Genomic DNA, 18,249 nt, shown 5'->3' on the forward strand with positions numbered 1-18,249 from the left:
TCGGTGTGCGGGTTCGGCGTCCCCGAGTACGGCTGCCAACCGGCGCTTGCGCGGTAGGAACGCCCGACGCGGACTTTCGCTACGCCGACAGTGCCCGGCCGATGACGAGCCGCTGGATCTGGTTGGTGCCCTCGAAGATCTGCAGCACCTTCGCCTCCCGCATGTACCGCTCCGCCGGGAAGTCTCGGGTGTAGCCGTACCCACCGAGCACCTGCACCGCGTCCGTCGTCACCCTCATCGCCGTGTCGGTGGCGGTGAGCTTCGCCACGGCCGCCTCGGTGGAGTACGCCATGCCGCGGTCGCGCCGCCGGGCCGCGTCCAGGTAGGTCGCCCGGGCGCTCTGCACACCGGCGGCCATGTCGGCCAGCAGGAACGACAGCCCCTGGAAACCGATGACCGGCTGGCCGAACTGCGAGCGCTCCTTCGCGTACGCCACCGCGGTGTCAAGCGCCGCCTGCGCCAGCCCGACCGCGCACGCCGCGATCCCGAGCCGACCGGAATCCAAGGCGGACAAGGCGATTCGCAGGCCCTCGCCCTCCGCGCCGATCAGCCGGTCGACGTCGACACGTACGGCGTCCCAGTGCACCTGGCGGGTCGTGGACGCCGTCATCCCCATCTTGTGCTCGGGCGCGGCGAACGACAACCCGGGCGTGGCCGCATCCACCAGGAAACAACTGATCCCGCGGGTGCGGTCGGGTGAGGTACGGGCGAACAACGTGTAGAAGTCGGCCTCGCCGCCGTGGGTGATCCAGGCCTTCGTGCCGTTCACGACGTACGAGCCGGCGGCATCCTCCTCGGCGCCGTCGCCGTCACGCACGGCCCGGGTGGTCATCCCGGCGACGTCCGAACCCGCCTGCGGCTCCGACAGGCAGTACGCCCCGAGCAGGTCACCGGACAGCAGGCTCGGCAGCCACCGCTCGCGCTGGGCCTCGGTGCCGAAGGTCGCCAGCGGGTAGCAGGTCAGCGACTGCACCGAGGCGCCGACACCGACACTCAGCCAGGCGTACGCCAGTTCTTCCAGCACCTGCAGGTAGACCTCGGACGGCTGGCCGCCTCCGCCGTACTCCTCGGCGTAGGGCAGCGACAGCAGACCAGCCTGCCCGAGCAGCCGGAACGTGTCCCGCGGGAAGCTGCTCGTCTCCTCCGCCTCCGCGGCCCGCGGCGCGAGCTGCTCCGCGGCGATCTCCCGGGTCAGCTCGAGGAGGTCGTGGGCCTCCGGCGTGGGGAGCAGGCGTTCGACCGGCATGGCGGGGTCCTCCTCGACGTTGGGGAAGGCGTCCGTACGGCCGGACTCTCGCTGGTCTCCTACTGGTACGGCCTCAGGGCGTACTCTGTCACGCGTCTTGCGGAGTGAGACGGGCGGACCTGATCCCGCGGCGCCGCCAGGTGTAGGTCACCGTGATTCCGGCACCGTCGGTGACCGCGGCCGGGTAGGAGAACTCGTGATCCTCCACGTTCGGCCCGGGCTCCCCCGGATCGCCCGTTGCCCCGGCGTCCTCCAGCGTCGCCCAGTGCCGCCAGGTGTGGCCGTTGTCGGCGGAAATCGCCGCAGTGAGCGGCGTCCGCGCTCCCCACGACCTGCCGGCCGGGTTGTGCACGCACACCAGCCGGCCGTCCGGGAGCGGCGCGAGGTCGATCCCGCTGTTGTTGTTCGGCAGGGTGGTCGGCGCCGCCGGGCTCCAGGTCCGGCCGCCGTCGGCGGAGTCGCTGCGGCACACCCAGCCGCTGCTGCTGCGCACCAGCATGTGCACCTGACCGGGCGCGGACTCCCAGACGGTGGGCTGGATGATCCCCTTGCCGGGAAACGTCGCGTGGTCCACCGGCACGTACTCGCCGCGCTGCCAGCTGCGTCCACCGTCGTACGACAGGTCGGCGAACGCGTCCCAGGAGTCGGTGCGTTCGACCGACGCCGGCGCGAGCCAGCCGCCGTCGGCGAGCACGATCGGCTTGTTCTTCACCGGGCCGCGCCCGCCCTCGTCGCCCGGCACCAGCTCCCGGGGTTCTGACCAGGTACACCCGCCGTCGCCGGAGACGATCACCCGGGTGCGCCACGCCGGAATCTGCCGCCCCACCTTGTAGAACAGCCACACCTCGCCGGACCCGGGGGCAACGTCAGTGCCCGGCGGCGCGAACAGCACCGGGTTCCAGTGCGGCAGGCCGTCCTCGCCGGCCACGCGTTCGGGGCGGGACCACCCGTCGGGCGTACGCCGGGACAGCCAGATCGCCACGTCGTCCGCGCCCTCGCGGCTGCCGCCGAACCACGCCGCCAGCGGCCCGTCCGGCAGGGCCAGCACCGTGGACGCGTGGCAGGCCGCGAACCGCGGGTCGCCGCGGACCACGAACTCCCGCTCGACCCGCGCGCCGACCCGCGCCCCGGGCTCGGTCATTCCGCGGCGGACCGGGCGCGCTGCTGGGCCACCTCGTACAACGCGATGCCCGCGGCGACCCCGGCGTTCAGCGACTCCGTACCCGAGTGCATCGGGATCCGCGCCAGGTCGTCGGCGGTCTCGCGCACCAGCCGGGACAGCCCCTTGCCCTCCGAACCCGCGACCAGGACCAGCGGGCCGTCCAGGTCGGCGACCTCGGCGAGGTCGCCCTCGCCTTCCGCGGCCAGCCCGACGATCCGCAGCCCGGCCTTCTGGTACGCCTTCAGCGTGCGGTTGAGGTTGACCGCCCGGGCCACCGGAACCCGCACCGCCGCACCGGCCGAGGTCTTCCACGCGGCCGCGGTCATCGCGGCCGACCGGCGTTCGGGCACCACCACACCGTGCGCGCCGAACGCCGCCGCCGAGCGGACCACGGCGCCCAGGTTGCGCGGGTCGGTGACACCGTCCAGGGCCACCAGCAGCGGCGGCTCACCGCTGTCGATGGCGTCCTGGAGCAGCTGATCGGGGTCGGCGTACTCATACGGCGGCACCTGCACCGCCACGCCCTGGTGGACCGCACCGCTGGTGAGCCGGTCCAGCTCCAGCCGGGTGACCTCCAGCAGCGGGGCGCCGGTCTCGGCGGCCAGCCGGAGGATCTCGCGTACCCGGTCGTCACGGTCGATCCGCTCGGCGATCTGGACGGTCTTCACCGGTACGCCGGAGCGCAGGGTCTCCACGACCGGGTTGCGGCCGACGATCCACTCCGGCTTGTCACCGGCCCGGCCGCCCGTACCCGCCCGGCCGGACCCACCGCGCCGGGCGTCCGCGGTGGAAGCCGCCCGCTTCTGCGCCTGCATCCGCTTGTGCGCCTTGTGGTAGGGCCGATCCACCGCCCGCGGCGTCGGGCCCTTGCCCTCCAGGCCGCGACGGACCCGGCCGCCCGAACCCGCCGTCGGGTTGCCCGATGACCGCTGCCGGATCGCACCACGGCGCTTGCTGTTGCCGGCCACGCCAGCCTCCACCCACTCGATGTCGTAAGAGCTCCGGTCAGCCCGAGTCGCCCGGGTCGGCCTCGGTCAGCGCCCGGGTCAGCCCCACCCCCAGGTCAGCCCCGGTCGGCGACGTCCCACCGGGCGCCGTGGGGGGTGTCGGTGACCTCCACGCCGGCCTCCCTGAGCTGGTCGCGCACCGCGTCGGCCGCCGCCCAGTCCCGCCGGGCCCGCGCTTCCTCACGCTGAACCAGCAATGCTCGCACCAGGGTGTCGGCCACCGAGCGGAGGGAGTCGTCCTGGCCGGCCGTACGTCGCCAGCGCGGGTCCATCGGGTCCAGGCCGAGCACGGACAGCATCGACCTGACCTCGAGGAGTCGCGCCCGCACGGTCGCCTTGTCGTCGGCGGCCAGGGCGGTGTTGCCGTCGCGGACCGCCGCGTGCACGACCGCGAGCGCCTGGGGGACGCCCAGATCGTCGTCCATCGCCGCGACGAACGCCTCCGGCAGGGTGGACGTCCACCCCTCCGCGCCATCATCCTCGGCGAGCGGCGCGGCGCCGATCTCCCCGACGAACTCCACCGCGCGCTCGACGAAGCCCTCCAGCCGCTGGTAGGCGGCGGCCGCCTCGTGCATCGCCTCCTCGGAGTACTCGATCATCGAGCGGTAGTGCGGCGAGGCGAGGTAGTACCGCAACTCGACCGGACGGACGTCGCGGCGGACGACCTCCCGGACGAGCAGGGAGTTGCCGAGCGACTTGCTCATCTTCTCCCCGGACATGGTGACCCAGGCGTTGTGCAGCCAGTAGCGCGCGAACGGGTCGCCGGCCGCCAGCGACTGGGCGCGTTCGTTCTCGTGGTGCGGGAACACCAGGTCGATCCCGCCGCCGTGGATGTCGAACGCGGGTCCGAGGTACTTCGTCGACATCGCCGAGCACTCGATGTGCCAGCCCGGCCGGCCCGGGCCCCACGGCGTGTGCCAGCTAGGCTCACCCGGCTTGGCCCGCTTCCACAACGCGAAGTCGCGTGGGTCGCGCTTGGCCTCGGCGTTCTCGGTGTCACCGGCCGACTGGACCTCATCGACCCGCTGGCCGGACAGGGCACCGTAGTCGGCGAACGACCGGACGTCGAACAGCACGTCGCCACCGCTGGGGTAGGCGTGGCCGGCCTCGATCAGCCGGGCGATCAGGGCGACGATCTCCGGGACGTGCCCGGTCGCCCGCGGCTCCAGCGTCGCCGGGAGGCAGCCGAGCAGGTCGTACGCCGCGGAGAACGCCCGCTCGTTGCGGTAGGCCAGCTCCCACCAGGGCACCTGCTCCGCCTGGGACTTCGCAATCACCTTGTCCTCGACGTCGGTGACGTTGCGGACGTAGACGACCTCGTTGCCCTGGTGCAGCAGCCAGCGGCGGAGCAGGTCGAAGTTGACGGCGAACCGCACGTGCCCGATGTGCGGCGGGCTCTGCACGGTGGCGCCACAGACGTACATCGTGACCTTGCCGGGCTGCAGCGGCTCGAAGTCACGGATCGCACGCGCGCGCGTGTCGTACAGGCGCAAGTTCATTGACTCAGCGTACCGAGGACCCGCCCGCGGCCCGCCTCCCGGCGATCCGGGCCGTCAAATCACCCGAATTCCCCCGTCAGCGGGCCGGCTCGATGCCGAGATCGTGGCCGAACACGCCGCGCGGATCGTAGTGGGCCTTGATCCGCTGCAGCCGCGGGTAGTTCCCCTTGTAGTACAGGGTGTGCCAGGGCACCCCGGAGGTGTTCCACCGCGGGTCGGCGAGGTCACGGTCGGGATAGTTGATGTACGACCCGTCGTTGGCGGCGTTCGGCACCGGCACCCCGCCGGTGTCGGCGTACACGTCCCGGTAGATGTTCCGGGCCCAGGCGACCTCCTGCTCGTCGCGCGCCGGGTCGGTCCAGGACGACGCGTAGACCACCTTCATGATCGAGCTCCGCTGCGCGGTGGCGGTCGCGGCCGGGGCGACCGTGTTGACCTTGCCGCCGTACGGAACGAACAACGCCAGCGACTGGGGGTTGCGGTAGTCCGGGTCGGTGAGGTGCCGGTGGATCGTGGCCACCTGCTCGGCGGTGTACCCCTTGCGCAGGTAGGCCGCCTTGTACTTCCCCCGGCCCGGCTGTTGGGTCTCCTGGATGGAGCGCGTGAGCGTCGTGTTGAGGAACGGGCCCTCCGTGGGCTCACCCACGTAGGGCCTCGGCGAAACGCCGTCCGTGATCGCCTCGTGGAACGCTGTCAACTTCGCCTTGGCATCGGGCAGCGTCCCGTCGAACTGCGTGGACAGCAGGAACCCGTCGGCCGCACTGGTCGGGATGAGGAACGGGCTGTAGAGACTGGCGTACGGCGAGTCCGCGCCGGCGTGCTTCTCGTACCACGCGAAGTAGTTCGCCATCGTGCGCCCGAACGACTCCGCGGTGACGGTCTTCCAGTCCCACGCGACGAACGCACTGAGCAGCGTGGCCGGCGGCCTGGGCAGCGCCCGGGTGGGATCGTTGCCGGACGCTCCGTGGCTGCACAGGAAGTAGCGGGTGACCACGCCGAAGTTCCCGCCGCCACCGCCGGTGTGCGCCCACCACAGGTCACGGTGCGGGTCGCGCGGATCCCGGGTCGCCACCACCGGCCGGGCGTGCCCGGACCTGTCCACGACCACCACTTCCACGCCGTACAGGTGGTCCACCACCGAGCCGTGCAGCCGCGACAGCGGGCCGTACCCGCCGCCGCTGAAGTGGCCGCCGACCCCGACCGACAGGCAGCCGCCGCCCGGTACGGTGACGCCCCAGCCGAACAGCAGCGCCTTGTACACCTGCTCTAGAGTCGCGCCCGCCTCGACGGCGAACGCGCCGCGGCGGTGGTCCCAGGTAACCTCCGACAGCGCCGACATGTCGACGACCACCTTCACGTCGGGGTCGTCGACGAAGTTCTCGAAGCAGTGCCCGCCGCCGCGCACCGCGACCCGACGGCCGGACCGGGCCGCCTTCTCGACCGCACGTACGACGTCCTCGGTGGAACGCACCACCTCGATGCGGTCGGGATGCCCGACGAACCGGCGGTTCTGGCCGCGCAGCATCAGGTCGGCATACCTCGGGTCGTCCGGACCGACACCGCCGGCGCCCGGACCGCCACCGCGGGCCGCGGCCGAAGCCCCGGTGTCCGCCAGCGCCACTCCGGCGCCGTTCGCCTGCGTTCCCACCACCCCGGCACCCGCCACTCCGGCAAGGGCGGCGCTACCGAGGAAGCCCCGTCTGGTCACGTCCGTCATCGCGAAATCCGTTCCTGGCAAGGCGGTCACGCTGTTCGTGCCACCGGCCCCACGAACGTAACGACGCGTCAGCAAGCCGCACATCCACCGATCAGTGGATCTGATGTCCGCCGGTCGGGTACGACTCAGGCGGGTACGCCTACTCAGGCAGGGACTCGGGCAGGACTTCAGGCAGGGACGAGCAGGGCGGTGGCGAACGCCGCCAGCCCCTCGCCGCGTCCGGTGAACCCGAGCCCGTCGGTCGTCTTCGCGGCCACGCTCACCGGCGCACCGCACGCCTCGCCCAGCACCTGCTCGGCCTCGACCCGGCGTGCGGCCATCCGGGGCCGGACACCGACCACCTGCACCGAGACGTTCCCGATCCGCCACCCCGCCTCTCGGACCCGGCCGGCCATCTCGGTCAGCAGCGCCACACCGGAGGCACCGGCCCACACCGGGTCCGACGTGCCGATCTGGGCACCGAGGTCGCCGAGCCCCGCGGCGGTCAGGATCGCGTCGCAGCAGGCGTGCGCGGCCACGTCCCCGTCGGAGTGCCCGGACAGCCCGACGTCCTCCTGAGGCCAGTGCAGACCGGCGACCCACATCGGCCGACCGGGCGCGAAGGGGTGGACGTCGACGCCCACACCCACGCGGGGAAGCACGAACGCGGCGGATGACTCAGTGGGCGGCTCAGCGAGCACCGGCGGCCCTCCGCCGGGTCAGCAGCGCCTCCGCGGTCAGCAGGTCCAGCGGCCTGGTCACCTTGAACGCCTCCTCCGAGCCGGGAACGGCCACCACCGGGACGCCCTGGCGCTCGACCATGCCGGCGTCGTCGGTGACCGGTGGGACGTCCGGTAGTCCGCCATCGGCCAGGGCCTGCTCCACCGCCGCGTGCGCGGCCACCAGCACAGGCCGCCGGAACCCCTGCGGAGTCTGGACCGCACGCAACGAGGACCGGTCCAGGGTGCGGACCACCTGATCGTCGGCGACCACCTTCACGGTGTCGGCGAGAGGAACGACGGGCACGCAGGCGGCGGCGCCGCGGCGGATGGTCCCGGCCACCGCGTCCACCAGTTCCGGTGGCGCGAGGGGCCGGGCCGCGTCGTGGACCAGAACGACGTCCACGTCCTCGGGAAGGCTGGCCAGCGCGCGGGCCACGGACTGCTGCCGGTCGAGGCCACCGGCGACGACGAGTACCTCGCCGATCCACTCGTAGTCGGCCAGCAGGCGTTCGACGCCCGCCCTGTCGTCGGGGGGTGCGGCCACCACCACGAGGTCGACCGACCGGGCGCGGTCCACCGCCCTGACCGCGTGCACGAGCAGCGGTGCGCCGCCAAGCTCGCGGAGCGCCTTCGGCACACCGGGGCCCAGGCGTTCGCCGCGGCCGGCGGCCGGAATGATCGCTGCGGTTCTCATCAGTTCTGTGAAGTCGTACGGAAGTAGTGCGGGCGCAGGAGAAGCCTCGACCCCGGCGTCAACCGGGGTCGAGGCTCGCGCACGTCGTCAGGAAGCGAGCACCTCGTCGAGGAGGGCTTCCGCTTTGTCCTCGTTTGTGTTCTCCGCCAGCGCCAGCTCGGAGACGAGTATCTGCCGGGCCTTCGCCAGCATCCGCTTCTCGCCCGCTGAAAGCCCGCGGTCCCGCTCCCGGCGCCACAGGTCGCGGACGACCTCCGCCACCTTGATCACGTCACCGGAGGCAAGCTTCTCGAGGTTGGCCTTGTAGCGCCGCGACCAGTTGGTCGGCTCCTCCGTGTGTGGTGCACGGAGAACCTCGAAGACCTTCTCCAGACCTTCCTGACCCACTACGTCGCGGACGCCGACCAGGTCGACGTTGTCCGCCGGGACCCGGACAACGAGATCGCTTTGTGCCACGATCCGCAGGACGAGGTAGGTCTTGTCCACGCCCTTGATCTTGCGTGTCTCGATGTCATCGATGACGGCAGCCCCATGATGGGGGTACACCACTGTCTCGCCGACCTTGAAAGTCATATGTCAGGTACCCCTTCCTCGGTGACAAGGGTAACACGGGGCGATCCTGACACCCTCGACGTTTCCGCAGGTCAGCGCGGGGATGGGGGGTTGACAACCGGCGTCGGGGCATGCTCGGGCAGGTGAAAGGGCCTGCAAGGAGCGGTTACGACCAGGCCTCGCAGCCCCGGAACGGCAGGTGTTTCCCCTCGACGTACACCGGCTTCGGTTGGTACGGATTGACGCCCGGAGCACCGCGCAGATGGAACGCGCTCGGCCACGGCAACTCGTCGGAGACGATACGAGTCGTGGTCGGAATATAGCGGATCGTGAGCCCGCATCGGCGTCGTGGCGAGGTGTTCGCGTTGCTCCCGTGCACGATGTGCGGATGGTGGACCTCCACGTCGCCGGGCTGCAGCACCATGTCGACGGCCTGGTCCTCGTCCACGTCGACCGCGATCTCCTTGCCCAGCACACTTTCCACGTCGGTGTTGTCCCGCATCCCCGCGACGTCCCACTTGTGTGAGCCCGGGACCAGACGTACGCATCCGTTCTCCGGAGTCGACGGGTCGACCGCCAGCCACAGCGTGACGACCTTCATCGGCTCCAAAGGCCAGAACGCGCCGTCCTGGTGCCACAGGACCGGCTGGCCCGCGAACGGCGGCTTGCAGATGTAGTGGGACGCGAACAACGCGACGTCCGGTCCGATGAACATCTGCGCGATGTCGACCAACCGGTCGTCCCCGATCAGACGCACCCAGAACGGGTCGTGCTGCATCAGAACATGTCCCAGCTGCTCGGGCCGCAGCTCGGGGTGGCGGGCCTGCAGCCAGTCGACGTGGGCGTTCACTTCCTTGATCAGGTCGGCGTCGATGACGTCGCGGAAGATCACGTAGCCGTCGGCGTCGTAGCGTTCGCGTGCTTCGCGTTCGTCCAGTGCCACTGCGCTTGCCTGTGCACTTGCCTCCGCGCTCATCGAACTCGTCCCCTTCGTCCGTCCTCGTCCTGAAAGGCACGTCCGCGCCCTGGGTCCATCCTCGGCGCCGATGCCGGTCGCGCGATAGCACTGCCGATGCGGGAATGTGTACTTTTCTGACATGCCCTCCCGGCAGCCGCTGCGGTTCCAGTCCCATGCCCTGGGGCGGGCCTACCACGCCGCCCAGGTCCGCCTCGGCCCCCGCTCGGGCGGGTCCGACCGGCACGGCCACGCGGACTTCTACGAGCTGATGGCCGTCGTCGACGGGTACGCCGACCATCACGTCGGCACCGGCGTCCAGGCCCTGGAGCCAGGCGACGTGGTCCTCGTCCGCCCCCGCGACCAGCACGCGATCGCCGGCCGGTCGGCGGCCGGGGTGACCTTCGTCAACGTCGCCTTTCCCGCGCCGGCCTGGCGGTCGTTCGTCGCCCTCGCCGGAGCCGATCCGGACGGGGCGTGGGAGCAGCGTCCGGATCCTCCGCTGCTGGCGCTGCGCGGTGAGCGGGGCGAGGCCGGGCGGGCGGCGTTCGACCGCGCGCTGGCGGCGTTCCACCACACGCCGACGATGCTCGACCTGATCGGGTTCTGGTCGCAGATCCTCGCCCTCGGCCCCTTCGACGCGCACGCCGACGCCGACGGGGCCGGCTCCGGTACGCGCGCGGGCGAGCTCCGCCCGGCCTGGCTGGTACGCGCCTGCGCCGACATGCGCGCCGAGGACAACCTGCGGGCGGGGGTACCTCGGCTTCGTGAGCTCGCCGCCGTGAGCGGTGCCCATCTGGCCCGGTCCATGAGCACCCACTACGCGACGTCACCGACGCGTTTCGTCACCGAACTGCGGCTCGAACGCGCCCGGGTCCTGCTGGCCACCACCGACCTCACGGTCACCGCGATCGCCCACCGGACCGGTTTCGCCAGTCAGTCGTACTTCACCCGTTGCTTCCACCGGGCACACGAACTCTCCCCCCGGGAGTACCGGCGGCGTGCCCGGCGTGCGTTCGTTCCGTAGGACCCGCGGCCTCGCCCTTGGCTTCAGTGAGTTCAGGCAGGCCCGATACGCTGTGCCACGCGCCGGGTATGACACCGAGGAAGGAACGCCGTGCTGTCATCGAGGATCGGCCGCGGCCTTGCCGCCGGCCTGGTCGCCATCGCTCTGCCCGTTCTCGCAGGCTGTGGCTCCGACGCTTCCCAGACGCCCTACACCCCGGCCGACGGCGTGTGGACCAACCACGACGCCCTGCAGCTTCGCAACGTCGTCGCGGTCGCGCCGCGCGAGGGCGAGGCCACACTGGTCGGCGTGATCTTCAACACCGGCTCCCGAGCCGACGCCCTGACCGGTGTCCGGGTGACTGGTGGCCGGGGCATGGTGGGCTCGGGCACGCTGCCGCTGCCGGCCGGCGGTACGCGGGTGCTCGGCGTTGACACCATCCTGGGTGCCGCGGTACCCACCGCACTGACCGGCGCAGGCCTGAAGCCCGGCCTGGTCGTTCCGGTGACGTTCGAGTTCCGGCGCGCGGGCAGCGTACGCCTCGACATCCTGGTCGTGCCCCGCAAGGGCTTCTGGGCCACCGTGCCGCCGCCCGGTGGCCCCACGCCGAAGCGCACGGCGAAGCCGATCCCCGGCTGAGCACCGGAGCGTGACGAGGCCTAGCCCTCGAACTTGTAGCCCAGCCCGCGCACCGTCACCAGGTGACGTGGGTTTCCGGGGTCCGGCTCGATCTTGGCCCGCAGCCGCTTGACGTGCACGTCCAGCGTCTTGGTGTCACCCACGTAGTCCGCGCCCCACACCCGGTCGATCAGCTGCCCCCGGGTCAGCACCCGGCCGGTGTTGCGCAGGAACATCTCCAGCAGCTCGAACTCCTTCAGCGGCAGGCGAACGTCGTCGCCGCTCACCGACACCACGTGGCGTTCGACGTCCATCCGGACCGGCCCGCCCTCCAGCGTGGCCTGGACGACCTCGCCCGTCGGCTCGGTGCCGCGGCGCAGCACCGCACGGATCCGGGCGACGAGCTCACGGGGGCTGTAGGGCTTGGTGACGTAGTCGTCGGCACCCAGCTCCAGGCCCACCACCTTGTCGATCTCGGTGTCCTTCGCGGTCACCATGATGACCGGGACGTTGGATGTACGGCGAAGCTCGCGGCAGACCTCGGTGCCGGACAGCCCGGGCAACATGAGGTCGAGCAACACGATGTCGGCGCCGCCGCGTTCGAACTCCTCCAGCGCGACGGTGCCGGTGGCCGCCAGCGCGACCTCGAACCCCTCCTTGCGGAGCACGTACGACAGCGCGTCGCTGTAGCTTTCCTCGTCCTCCACGACGAGCACACGGGTCACCGGGTTGCCTCCTTCGGGCGGCGTACGCCACTCGCGTCCGCCGGCATGGCGGGTCTGGTTGCGGGTCTGGTCGTGGGGTTGTGCTGCTCGGGGCCGGGAAGCTCGGCCGGGCCGGGAAGGCGGACCGAGCCGATCTCGCGGACGGGCGCGGAGGACTCCGCGGGGTCCGGACGCAGCGGCAGCAGGAGGGTGAAGGTCGAGCCCTCCCCCTCCACGCTCCACACGTCGACCGCCCCGCCGTGGCTGGCCGCCACGTGCTTGACGATGGACAGGCCGAGTCCGGTGCCGCCGGTCTGCCGGCTGCGGGCGCGGTCCACCCGGTAGAAGCGTTCGAAGACCCGCTCCAGCTCCTTCTCCGGGATCCCGACGCCCTGGTCGGAGACCGCGATCTCGACCATCGGGCCGAACCCCGGACCGAAACCGTCCATGGTGGCCGCGGGCCGCCGGCGTACGTCGACCACCACGCGGGTGTACTCGGGGCTGTACGTCACGGCGTTCTCGACCAGGTTGCCGAGCGCGATGATCAGCTGCTGGGCGCTTCCGGTCACGCTGAGGCCGGTGTCCCCGGCCCGGACCAGCGTGACCTGCTTGGTCTGCGCGTCCACCCGGGACCGGTCCAGCGCGCCGTCGACCACCAGGTCCAGCTCGACCGCCGCGGCCTCCTCCACCGGGTCGTCGGCCTGGACGCGGGACAGCTCGATGATCTGCTGCACCAGCCGGGTCAGCCGGTCGCTCTCGACCTGCATCCGGCCGGCGAACCGCTGGACCGCCTCGGGGTCGTCCGCGGCGTGCTGGACCGCCTCGGCCAGCAGGACCAGGGCCCCGATCGGGGTCTTCAGCTCGTGGCTGACGTTGGCGACGAAATCACGCCGGATGGTGTCGATCCGGCGTTCCTTGGTGCGGTCCTCGACCAGCACCAGGATCAGCTGGCTGCCCAGCGGGGCGACCCGGGCGAAAACGGACAGGGTGTCCTGGCCGAAGCGGCTGCGGGGAAGCTCCAGGTCGCACTGCCGGATCTCACCGTCGCGGCGCACCTCGCGCACGAGTTCGAGGAGGTCCTCGACCACGATCCGGCTGCCGCGGACCAGCCCGAACGACCGGGCCGGGGCGCTGGCCTGGCGTACCTCGTCGTGGGGACCGACGACCACGGCGGCCGAGCGCAGCACGGCGAGGACCTTCGCCACGTCGGGGGGTACGGCCGGCTCCGGCTCGTCCGGCGCCCTGGTCTGGGCGCCTTCGCTCAACCGGAAGGCGAGGACCGCGACCGCGCCGATGGCGAGGCCGACCAGGCCGCTGAGGGTCGCGGCGAGCGTCGCTTCCACGCCCCGATGGTAAGCCGACGTTCCCAGCGAAAGCCCTCGTCGGGGGCGGTGATCCGCACAGCCGACAGCCAGAGTTCACCCGTTGTTTGGCCGCGTACTCCGCCTCGTCACCTGAATCACCTACGGTGTTCGCTATGCGAGACGCGTTTCACGAGCAGCTTCAGCATCTGACCGACCGCATGGTCGAAATGGCCAACCTGGTGGAGGTCGCCGTCCGGGAGGGGACTGGCGCCCTGCTGGAGGCCGACGCCCGGCGGGCAGAGCGGGTGATCGCCGCGGATGCCCAGATCGACCGTTTGCAGTCACTGGTCGAGGAACGCACGTTCGAGCAGCTTGCCCTGCAACAGCCGGTTGCCAGTGACCTGCGCGCCCTGGTGGCCGCGCTGCGGATGGTGGCCGACCTGGAGCGGATGGGCGACCTCGCCGAGCACGTCGCCAAGATCGCCCGGATGCGCTACCCCGAGTGTGCGATCCCGGCCGAGCTTCACGACACGATCGCCGAGATGGGCTCGGTGGCGGAGCGCATGGTGCACAAGGTCGCGCAGACCGTGGCGTCCTCCGACGTCACCCAGGCGGTCGACCTGGTGGCCGAGGACGACCAGATGGACCGGCTGCGGCGGTCGCTGTTCCACATCGTGCTGGACAAGGACTGGTCGCACGGGGTCGAGGCCGCGATCGACATCGCCCTGCTGGGCCGCTACTACGAACGCATCGCCGACCACGCGGTCTCCATGGCCCGCCGGGTGATCTACCTCGTGACCGGAGACGTACCGGTCCGTTCGTCCTGACGAGTGGCCTGACGGGTGGCCTGACGGGTTGCCTGACAGGGTCCTGACAGGTCCGGGCGTCCGCCGAACGTGACCGGGGCCGGTGTCGAATCCGACACCGGCCCCGGTTTCTTCGTTGCCCTCGCTACTGCGCCGAGGCGACCCGGGCGGCCTGGAACTGCTCGGCGGTCTGGTCGGCGACCACCTGCCCGTCGTGCACGGTGACGATCCGGTCCACCCACCGCAGCGTCTGCGGCCGGTGCGCGATCACGATGGTCGTCCGGCCGGCAGCGACCTTCGCCATCGCCTGCTCGACCCGGCGCTCACTCTGCAGGTCCAGATGTGAGGTTGCCTCGTCGAGCACCAGGATCCGCGGGTCCATCACCAGCGCCCTTGCCAGGCAGAGCAACTGCCGCTGTCCCGCCGACAACGACCGGCCGCGCTCCTGCACCTCGTGCAGGTAACCACCGTCCAGCCCGGCGATGAAGTCGTGCGCGCCCACCGCGCGGGCGGCCTGCTCCACCATCTCGTCGGTGACGTCCGGGATGCCGTAGGCGATGTTGTCCCGGATCGTGCGCGAGAACAGGAACGGTTCCTGGGGGACGTAACCGATCGACTGCCGGAACTTCTCCGGGTCGAACCCTGTCACCGGCGCACCGTCAATCTCGACCTGCCCGCCGGTGGCGTCGTAGAACCTCGTTATCACCTTGGCGATCGTGGACTTCCCGGCACCTGTCTGCCCCACGAACGCCACCCGTTCACCCGCGTCGACCCGCAGGTTGGCCTCGCGCAAGGCGGGCTTGCGGGTGCCGTTGTACTGCAGCGTGACGTCGCGCAGCTCGATGTCGCCGCGCAGCGTGCCGACGTCGGTGGGTTCGGCCGGCGTGGGGACGCTGACCTCCTCCGCCAGCAGGGCCGCGATCCGGGTGACGCCGGTGCGGGCCCGCTGGTAGATGTCGAAGACCGTCGCCATCTGCTGGATCGGCGCGAATGCCAGGGCGAGGTAGAGCAGGAACGGCACCAGCTCGGCGACCCGCAGCTGCCCCGTCTCCACCAGGTGCCAGCCGACCAGCAGCGTGGTGGCAACAGTGAGCCCGGCGAGCAGTTCGATGAACGCGACGTACATCGCGGTCGCGCGGTTGCTCGTCCGCCGGGCGACGAACTGCCGGTCGGCAAGGCCGCGGAAGTACGTCTGGTTGGCGTGCTCGCGCTGGAACGCCTGGGTGACCGGCAGCACCGCGAGGGTCTCGTGCAGGTAGGTGTTCAGCGCGGAGTTGAGCTCGCGTGCCTCCTCGTACGCGGGACCCACCACCCGGCGGTACCAGATCGTGGCCACCGTCGCCGGCGGGACGACCGCCAGGACCACCAGTGCGAGGGTCGGGTTGAGCACCAGCAGCACCGCCGTCATGCCGGTGAACGTGACGATCGCGACCAGGGCGTTGGTGAGCCCGGCCTGGATCAGCTCCGCCACCGCGTTGACGTCGGAGGTGAGCCGGGTCATGATCCGCCCCGCGTGGGTGCGGTCGTAGTAGTCCATGCCGAGCCGCTGCAGATGGGCGAACAGCCTTATCCGCAAGGCGTACAGGATGCGCTCGGTGGTACGCGCGGTGACGAACGTGGTGGCCCAGACGTCGCTCCAGTCGATCAGCGCCACCAGCCCGAACACCGCACAGGTCACCAGCAGCATGCCCAGCGACCGGCTGCCCAGAGCCTGCTCCAGGCCGTTCTGCACCAGCAACGGGCCGGCCAGCACCGCCAGCGCGTCCACCAGCAGCAACGCCAGACCGAGCAGGATCCCCCAGCGCTGCGGCCGCAGCATCCTGGTGAACCTGAACCGCTCGTGCCGGTTCGACTCCCGCTCGACGTCGACAGCGGTCTCGTCGGCGGCCGGACGCAGCGCGGCCAGCGCGGACAGCAGCTCCGGCGACACCGGGTCGCCGACCCTTGCCCGCAACGGGTTCACCGCCGTCTGCGACGGCTCCCACGCCTCGGGTGTCACGGCCGAGGCGGCCTGCGCGCCGTCGCCGGCGCCTTCACCGTCCTCGGCGCCCTTGGTGTCTGCCAGCTCCGACATCAGCGCCTGGTACAGCTCCGACCGGACCAGCAACTCCTCGTGGGTGCCCTGGTCGACCACCCGCCCGCCGTCCACGAGGACCACCCGGTCGGCCAGCGCGACGGTGGACTCGCGGTAGGCCACGACGATCACGGTGCGGCCGTCGACGACCTCGCGCATCGCGTCCAGGATGCGCCGCTCGACCTGCACGTCCACCGCCGACGTCGCGTCGTCCAGGACGAGCACGTCCGCGTCGGCCACCAGCGCCCGGGCCAGCGCGATCCGCTGCCGCTGCCCGCCGGACAGGCCTAGGCCCTCCTGCCCGACCTCGGTGTCGTACCCCTCGGGGAGGTTGGTCACGAAGTCGTGGATGGCGGCGATCTTCGCCATCGCGACAACCTCGTCGTCGGTGGCGTCCGCGCGGCCGTAGGCGATGTTGTCCCGGATCGAACCGGACAGCAGCATCGCCTCGTCGAAGACCACACTGACCCGTCGGCGCAGGTCCGGCAGCGGAAGTTCTCGTACGTCCACACCGTCCAGCAGCACCCGGCCCGAGCTCACGTCACGCAGCCGGGACACCAGCTGCAGTGCCGAGGACTTGCCGGACCCGGTTGGCCCGACGATCGCCACGGTCTCACCGGGCAGGACGTCCAGGCTGAACCCGTCCAGCGCCTCCGGCCCGTCGGGGTAGGAGAACGACACGTCGTCGAAGGTCACGAACGCACCGCGCTCGGCGTTGCCGCCGGTCCTGTCGGTCCCGGGCCGCGCCGTCGCGGGTCGGGCCTCGGCCGGGTCGGCGGCCGCGGGACGGGCCGCCTCGTCGCGCACCTCGGGCTGGACGGCGAACACCTCGGCGATCCGCTCGGTGCCCGACCGCGCCCGCGGGAGCAGCGTGAGCACCATTGCCAGCAGCCGGGCCGAGCCGTTCAGGTCGGCCAGGTAGGCGAGGAACGCGAAGAACGTGCCGACGGTCAGGTGGCCGTTCAGGGCGAGCCAGCCACCGAACAGCAGCACCAGCACCTGGCCGGCGAGCGGCGACGCCTGCAGCGTGGCGAGCAGCGGCGAGCGTTCGCGCACCGCACGCACCCGCGAGCGGAACAGGACCGTCAGCGACTCCACGAACCGGCCGAGCTCGGCCCGCTCCTGGCCGAACCCCTTCACCACCCGCACGCCGGTGATCGCCTCCTCGGCGACCGTGGTCATGTCCGCCTCACGTTGCTGGGCGTCCCAGGACGCGGCGTACACCCGCATGTGCAGCCGGCGGGTGACGGTCACCAGCACCACGAGAACGCCGCACAACACCAACGCCAGCAGAGGTGACAACGTGGCCATGATGCACAGGGCCAAGGTCACCTGCAGGACGGTGCCGAGCACCGGCGGCAGCAGACCGACGGCCTGTTGGATCAGCACCAGGTCGGAGTTGACCCGGGCGACCAGCTGCCCGCTCTGCATTCGCTCGTGCGCGGCGGCGTCCAGATGCTGCAGGTGTGCGTAGAGGTCGTCGCGGATGTCGTTCTGGACGTGGATGCTCAGTCGGCCGCCCGTCTCTCGCCACAGACCGCTGGCGCAGGCCCGGAGTGCGACGACACCGACCAGGGCGAGCACCCAGGGAAGCACCGGCTTGGTCCGCGCCACGATCGCGTCGTCGACCACGATCTTCTGCAGCAGCGGCGCGCTGACCAGCGCCGCGGTCCATGCCGTCGCCGCGACCAGCGATGTCACCAGCGCGCGGCGATGACGGCCGAGGTAGGGCGCCAGCCACCGCAACCAGCCCTTGACAGGATCAGGCTGCACCGGGCCGGGCGTACCTCCCTTGTGGACAAGGGTTTTCGGGACCACCGGCTGGCGAGCCACCGACACCGACGAGGTCAGCATGGGGGTGGACAGCGCTGCCGAACGGCCGGAACGTGGCGTGGGCAGGACAGGTCTGGTCCGAGCCCCGGCCCGGGACCCAAGAGAAAACACGATTGGTCTTTTCCCGCCGACGGCGGAACGTCGGAAGTCACATCACAACAGGGCCGGCATGGTCGGGCACCTCGTCCGCCGACGGCGAGGTGATCGCGATCTCGAGCAGGTGCGGGAGAGGAAGTCGCGGACTCCATGGCAGGCAACAGACCGCGCGCGGGATCCTCAGGGCACATCCCGGACACGCCACGGCACACCAGTCGGGTGCGCACGGCAGGGCCAGGCGCGACGGTCGGCCACCAGCCGCAACGCGGCAGGCG

General features: G+C 71.3%; 15 protein-coding genes. 3 read left to right on the top strand and 12 right to left on the bottom strand.

The features are described 5' to 3' along the window. Positions 1–79 precede the first annotated feature (79 nt). From ABZV93_RS12105 to ABZV93_RS12145, 9 genes are all read right to left on the bottom strand, one after another. Positions 80–1,246 carry an acyl-CoA dehydrogenase family protein gene (locus ABZV93_RS12105; RefSeq protein ID WP_354933835.1) on the bottom strand — a complete coding sequence of 389 codons (1,167 nt, stop codon included), beginning with the start codon at positions 1,244–1,246 and terminating at the stop codon, positions 80–82. Between the two features lie 88 nt (positions 1,247–1,334). After that, positions 1,335–2,387, bottom strand: coding sequence for a sialidase family protein (locus tag ABZV93_RS12110; protein ID WP_354933837.1), 1,053 nt, complete (start codon positions 2,385–2,387; stop codon positions 1,335–1,337). Then, on the bottom strand, positions 2,384–3,376 hold the full coding sequence (gene rlmB, locus ABZV93_RS12115) for a 23S rRNA (guanosine(2251)-2'-O)-methyltransferase RlmB (protein WP_354933839.1): 993 nt from the start codon (positions 3,374–3,376) through the stop codon (positions 2,384–2,386). The genes ABZV93_RS12110 and rlmB overlap by 4 nt, the downstream gene beginning before the upstream one ends. 95 nt (positions 3,377–3,471) lie before the next feature. Then, positions 3,472–4,914, bottom strand: a complete 1,443-nt coding sequence (gene cysS, locus ABZV93_RS12120; protein ID WP_354933841.1) for a cysteine--tRNA ligase — start codon at positions 4,912–4,914, stop codon at positions 3,472–3,474. Between the two features lie 76 nt (positions 4,915–4,990). Further along, the gene (locus ABZV93_RS12125; protein ID WP_354933843.1) at positions 4,991–6,631 is read right to left on the bottom strand and encodes an FAD-binding protein; all 1,641 of its coding nucleotides are present in this window, start codon (positions 6,629–6,631) and stop codon (positions 4,991–4,993) included. A gap of 167 nt (positions 6,632–6,798) precedes the next feature. Beyond that, positions 6,799–7,272, bottom strand: coding sequence for a 2-C-methyl-D-erythritol 2,4-cyclodiphosphate synthase (gene ispF / locus ABZV93_RS12130; protein WP_354933988.1), 474 nt, complete (start codon positions 7,270–7,272; stop codon positions 6,799–6,801). Between the two features lie 28 nt (positions 7,273–7,300). Continuing rightward, entirely contained in the window at positions 7,301–8,026 is a 726-nt protein-coding gene (ispD, locus tag ABZV93_RS12135) for a 2-C-methyl-D-erythritol 4-phosphate cytidylyltransferase (RefSeq protein ID WP_354933845.1), read from the bottom strand. A gap of 87 nt (positions 8,027–8,113) precedes the next feature. Continuing rightward, positions 8,114–8,599 (bottom strand): CarD family transcriptional regulator, encoded by a 486-nt coding sequence (locus ABZV93_RS12140; RefSeq protein ID WP_092650113.1) that lies wholly within the window; start codon positions 8,597–8,599, stop codon positions 8,114–8,116. A 145-nt stretch (positions 8,600–8,744) separates the two neighbouring features. Then, positions 8,745–9,554 carry a phytanoyl-CoA dioxygenase family protein gene (locus ABZV93_RS12145; RefSeq protein ID WP_354933847.1) on the bottom strand — a complete coding sequence of 270 codons (810 nt, stop codon included), beginning with the start codon at positions 9,552–9,554 and terminating at the stop codon, positions 8,745–8,747. A 121-nt stretch (positions 9,555–9,675) separates the two neighbouring features. Here ABZV93_RS12145 and ABZV93_RS12150 point away from each other — a divergent pair, with 121 nt between their 5' ends. Continuing rightward, positions 9,676–10,560, top strand: a complete 885-nt coding sequence (locus tag ABZV93_RS12150) for an AraC family transcriptional regulator (RefSeq protein ID WP_354933849.1) — start codon at positions 9,676–9,678, stop codon at positions 10,558–10,560. Positions 10,561–10,650: 90 nt separating this feature from the next. Further along, complete coding sequence (locus ABZV93_RS12155) at positions 10,651–11,178, top strand: hypothetical protein (protein WP_354933851.1); 528 nt, start codon at positions 10,651–10,653, stop codon at positions 11,176–11,178. Positions 11,179–11,198: 20 nt separating this feature from the next. On the opposite strand, the gene ABZV93_RS12160 is transcribed toward ABZV93_RS12155, so the two are convergent. Together ABZV93_RS12160 and ABZV93_RS12165 are read right to left on the bottom strand one after the other, a co-directional pair. Further along, positions 11,199–11,882 carry a response regulator transcription factor gene (locus tag ABZV93_RS12160; RefSeq protein ID WP_354933853.1) on the bottom strand — a complete coding sequence of 228 codons (684 nt, stop codon included), beginning with the start codon at positions 11,880–11,882 and terminating at the stop codon, positions 11,199–11,201. Continuing rightward, positions 11,879–13,204, bottom strand: coding sequence for an ATP-binding protein (locus tag ABZV93_RS12165; protein ID WP_354933855.1), 1,326 nt, complete (start codon positions 13,202–13,204; stop codon positions 11,879–11,881). The genes ABZV93_RS12160 and ABZV93_RS12165 overlap by 4 nt, the downstream gene beginning before the upstream one ends. A 134-nt stretch (positions 13,205–13,338) precedes the next feature. On the opposite strand from ABZV93_RS12165, the gene phoU reads away from it, so the two are divergent. Further along, positions 13,339–13,992, top strand: a complete 654-nt coding sequence (gene phoU, locus ABZV93_RS12170; RefSeq protein ID WP_354933857.1) for a phosphate signaling complex protein PhoU — start codon at positions 13,339–13,341, stop codon at positions 13,990–13,992. A 124-nt stretch (positions 13,993–14,116) separates the two neighbouring features. Here the strand turns inward: phoU and ABZV93_RS12175 are convergent, their stop codons facing one another. Continuing rightward, positions 14,117–17,818 (bottom strand): ABC transporter ATP-binding protein, encoded by a 3,702-nt coding sequence (locus ABZV93_RS12175; protein WP_354933859.1) that lies wholly within the window; start codon positions 17,816–17,818, stop codon positions 14,117–14,119. Positions 17,819–18,249 lie beyond the last annotated feature (431 nt).

The sequence above is a fragment of the Actinopolymorpha sp. NPDC004070 genome (assembly GCF_040610475.1).
GTDB lineage: Bacteria > Actinomycetota > Actinomycetes > Propionibacteriales > Actinopolymorphaceae > Actinopolymorpha.

What these genes read in the sequence shown, in the direction of transcription:
- ABZV93_RS12105 (WP_354933835.1), bottom strand. Translation starts at nt 1,246, where the DNA reads ATGCCGGTCGAACGCCTGCTCCCCACGCCGGAGGCCCACGACCTCCTC.
- ABZV93_RS12110 (WP_354933837.1), bottom strand. Translation starts at nt 2,387, where the DNA reads ATGACCGAGCCCGGGGCGCGGGTCGGCGCGCGGGTCGAGCGGGAGTTC.
- cysS (WP_354933841.1), bottom strand. Translation starts at nt 4,914, where the DNA reads ATGAACTTGCGCCTGTACGACACGCGCGCGCGTGCGATCCGTGACTTC.
- ABZV93_RS12125 (WP_354933843.1), bottom strand. Translation starts at nt 6,631, where the DNA reads ATGACGGACGTGACCAGACGGGGCTTCCTCGGTAGCGCCGCCCTTGCC.
- ispD (WP_354933845.1), bottom strand. Translation starts at nt 8,026, where the DNA reads ATGAGAACCGCAGCGATCATTCCGGCCGCCGGCCGCGGCGAACGCCTG.
- ABZV93_RS12140 (WP_092650113.1), bottom strand. Translation starts at nt 8,599, where the DNA reads ATGACTTTCAAGGTCGGCGAGACAGTGGTGTACCCCCATCATGGGGCT.
- ABZV93_RS12145 (WP_354933847.1), bottom strand. Translation starts at nt 9,554, where the DNA reads ATGAGCGCGGAGGCAAGTGCACAGGCAAGCGCAGTGGCACTGGACGAA.
- ABZV93_RS12150 (WP_354933849.1), top strand. Translation starts at nt 9,676, where the DNA reads ATGCCCTCCCGGCAGCCGCTGCGGTTCCAGTCCCATGCCCTGGGGCGG.
- phoU (WP_354933857.1), top strand. Translation starts at nt 13,339, where the DNA reads ATGCGAGACGCGTTTCACGAGCAGCTTCAGCATCTGACCGACCGCATG.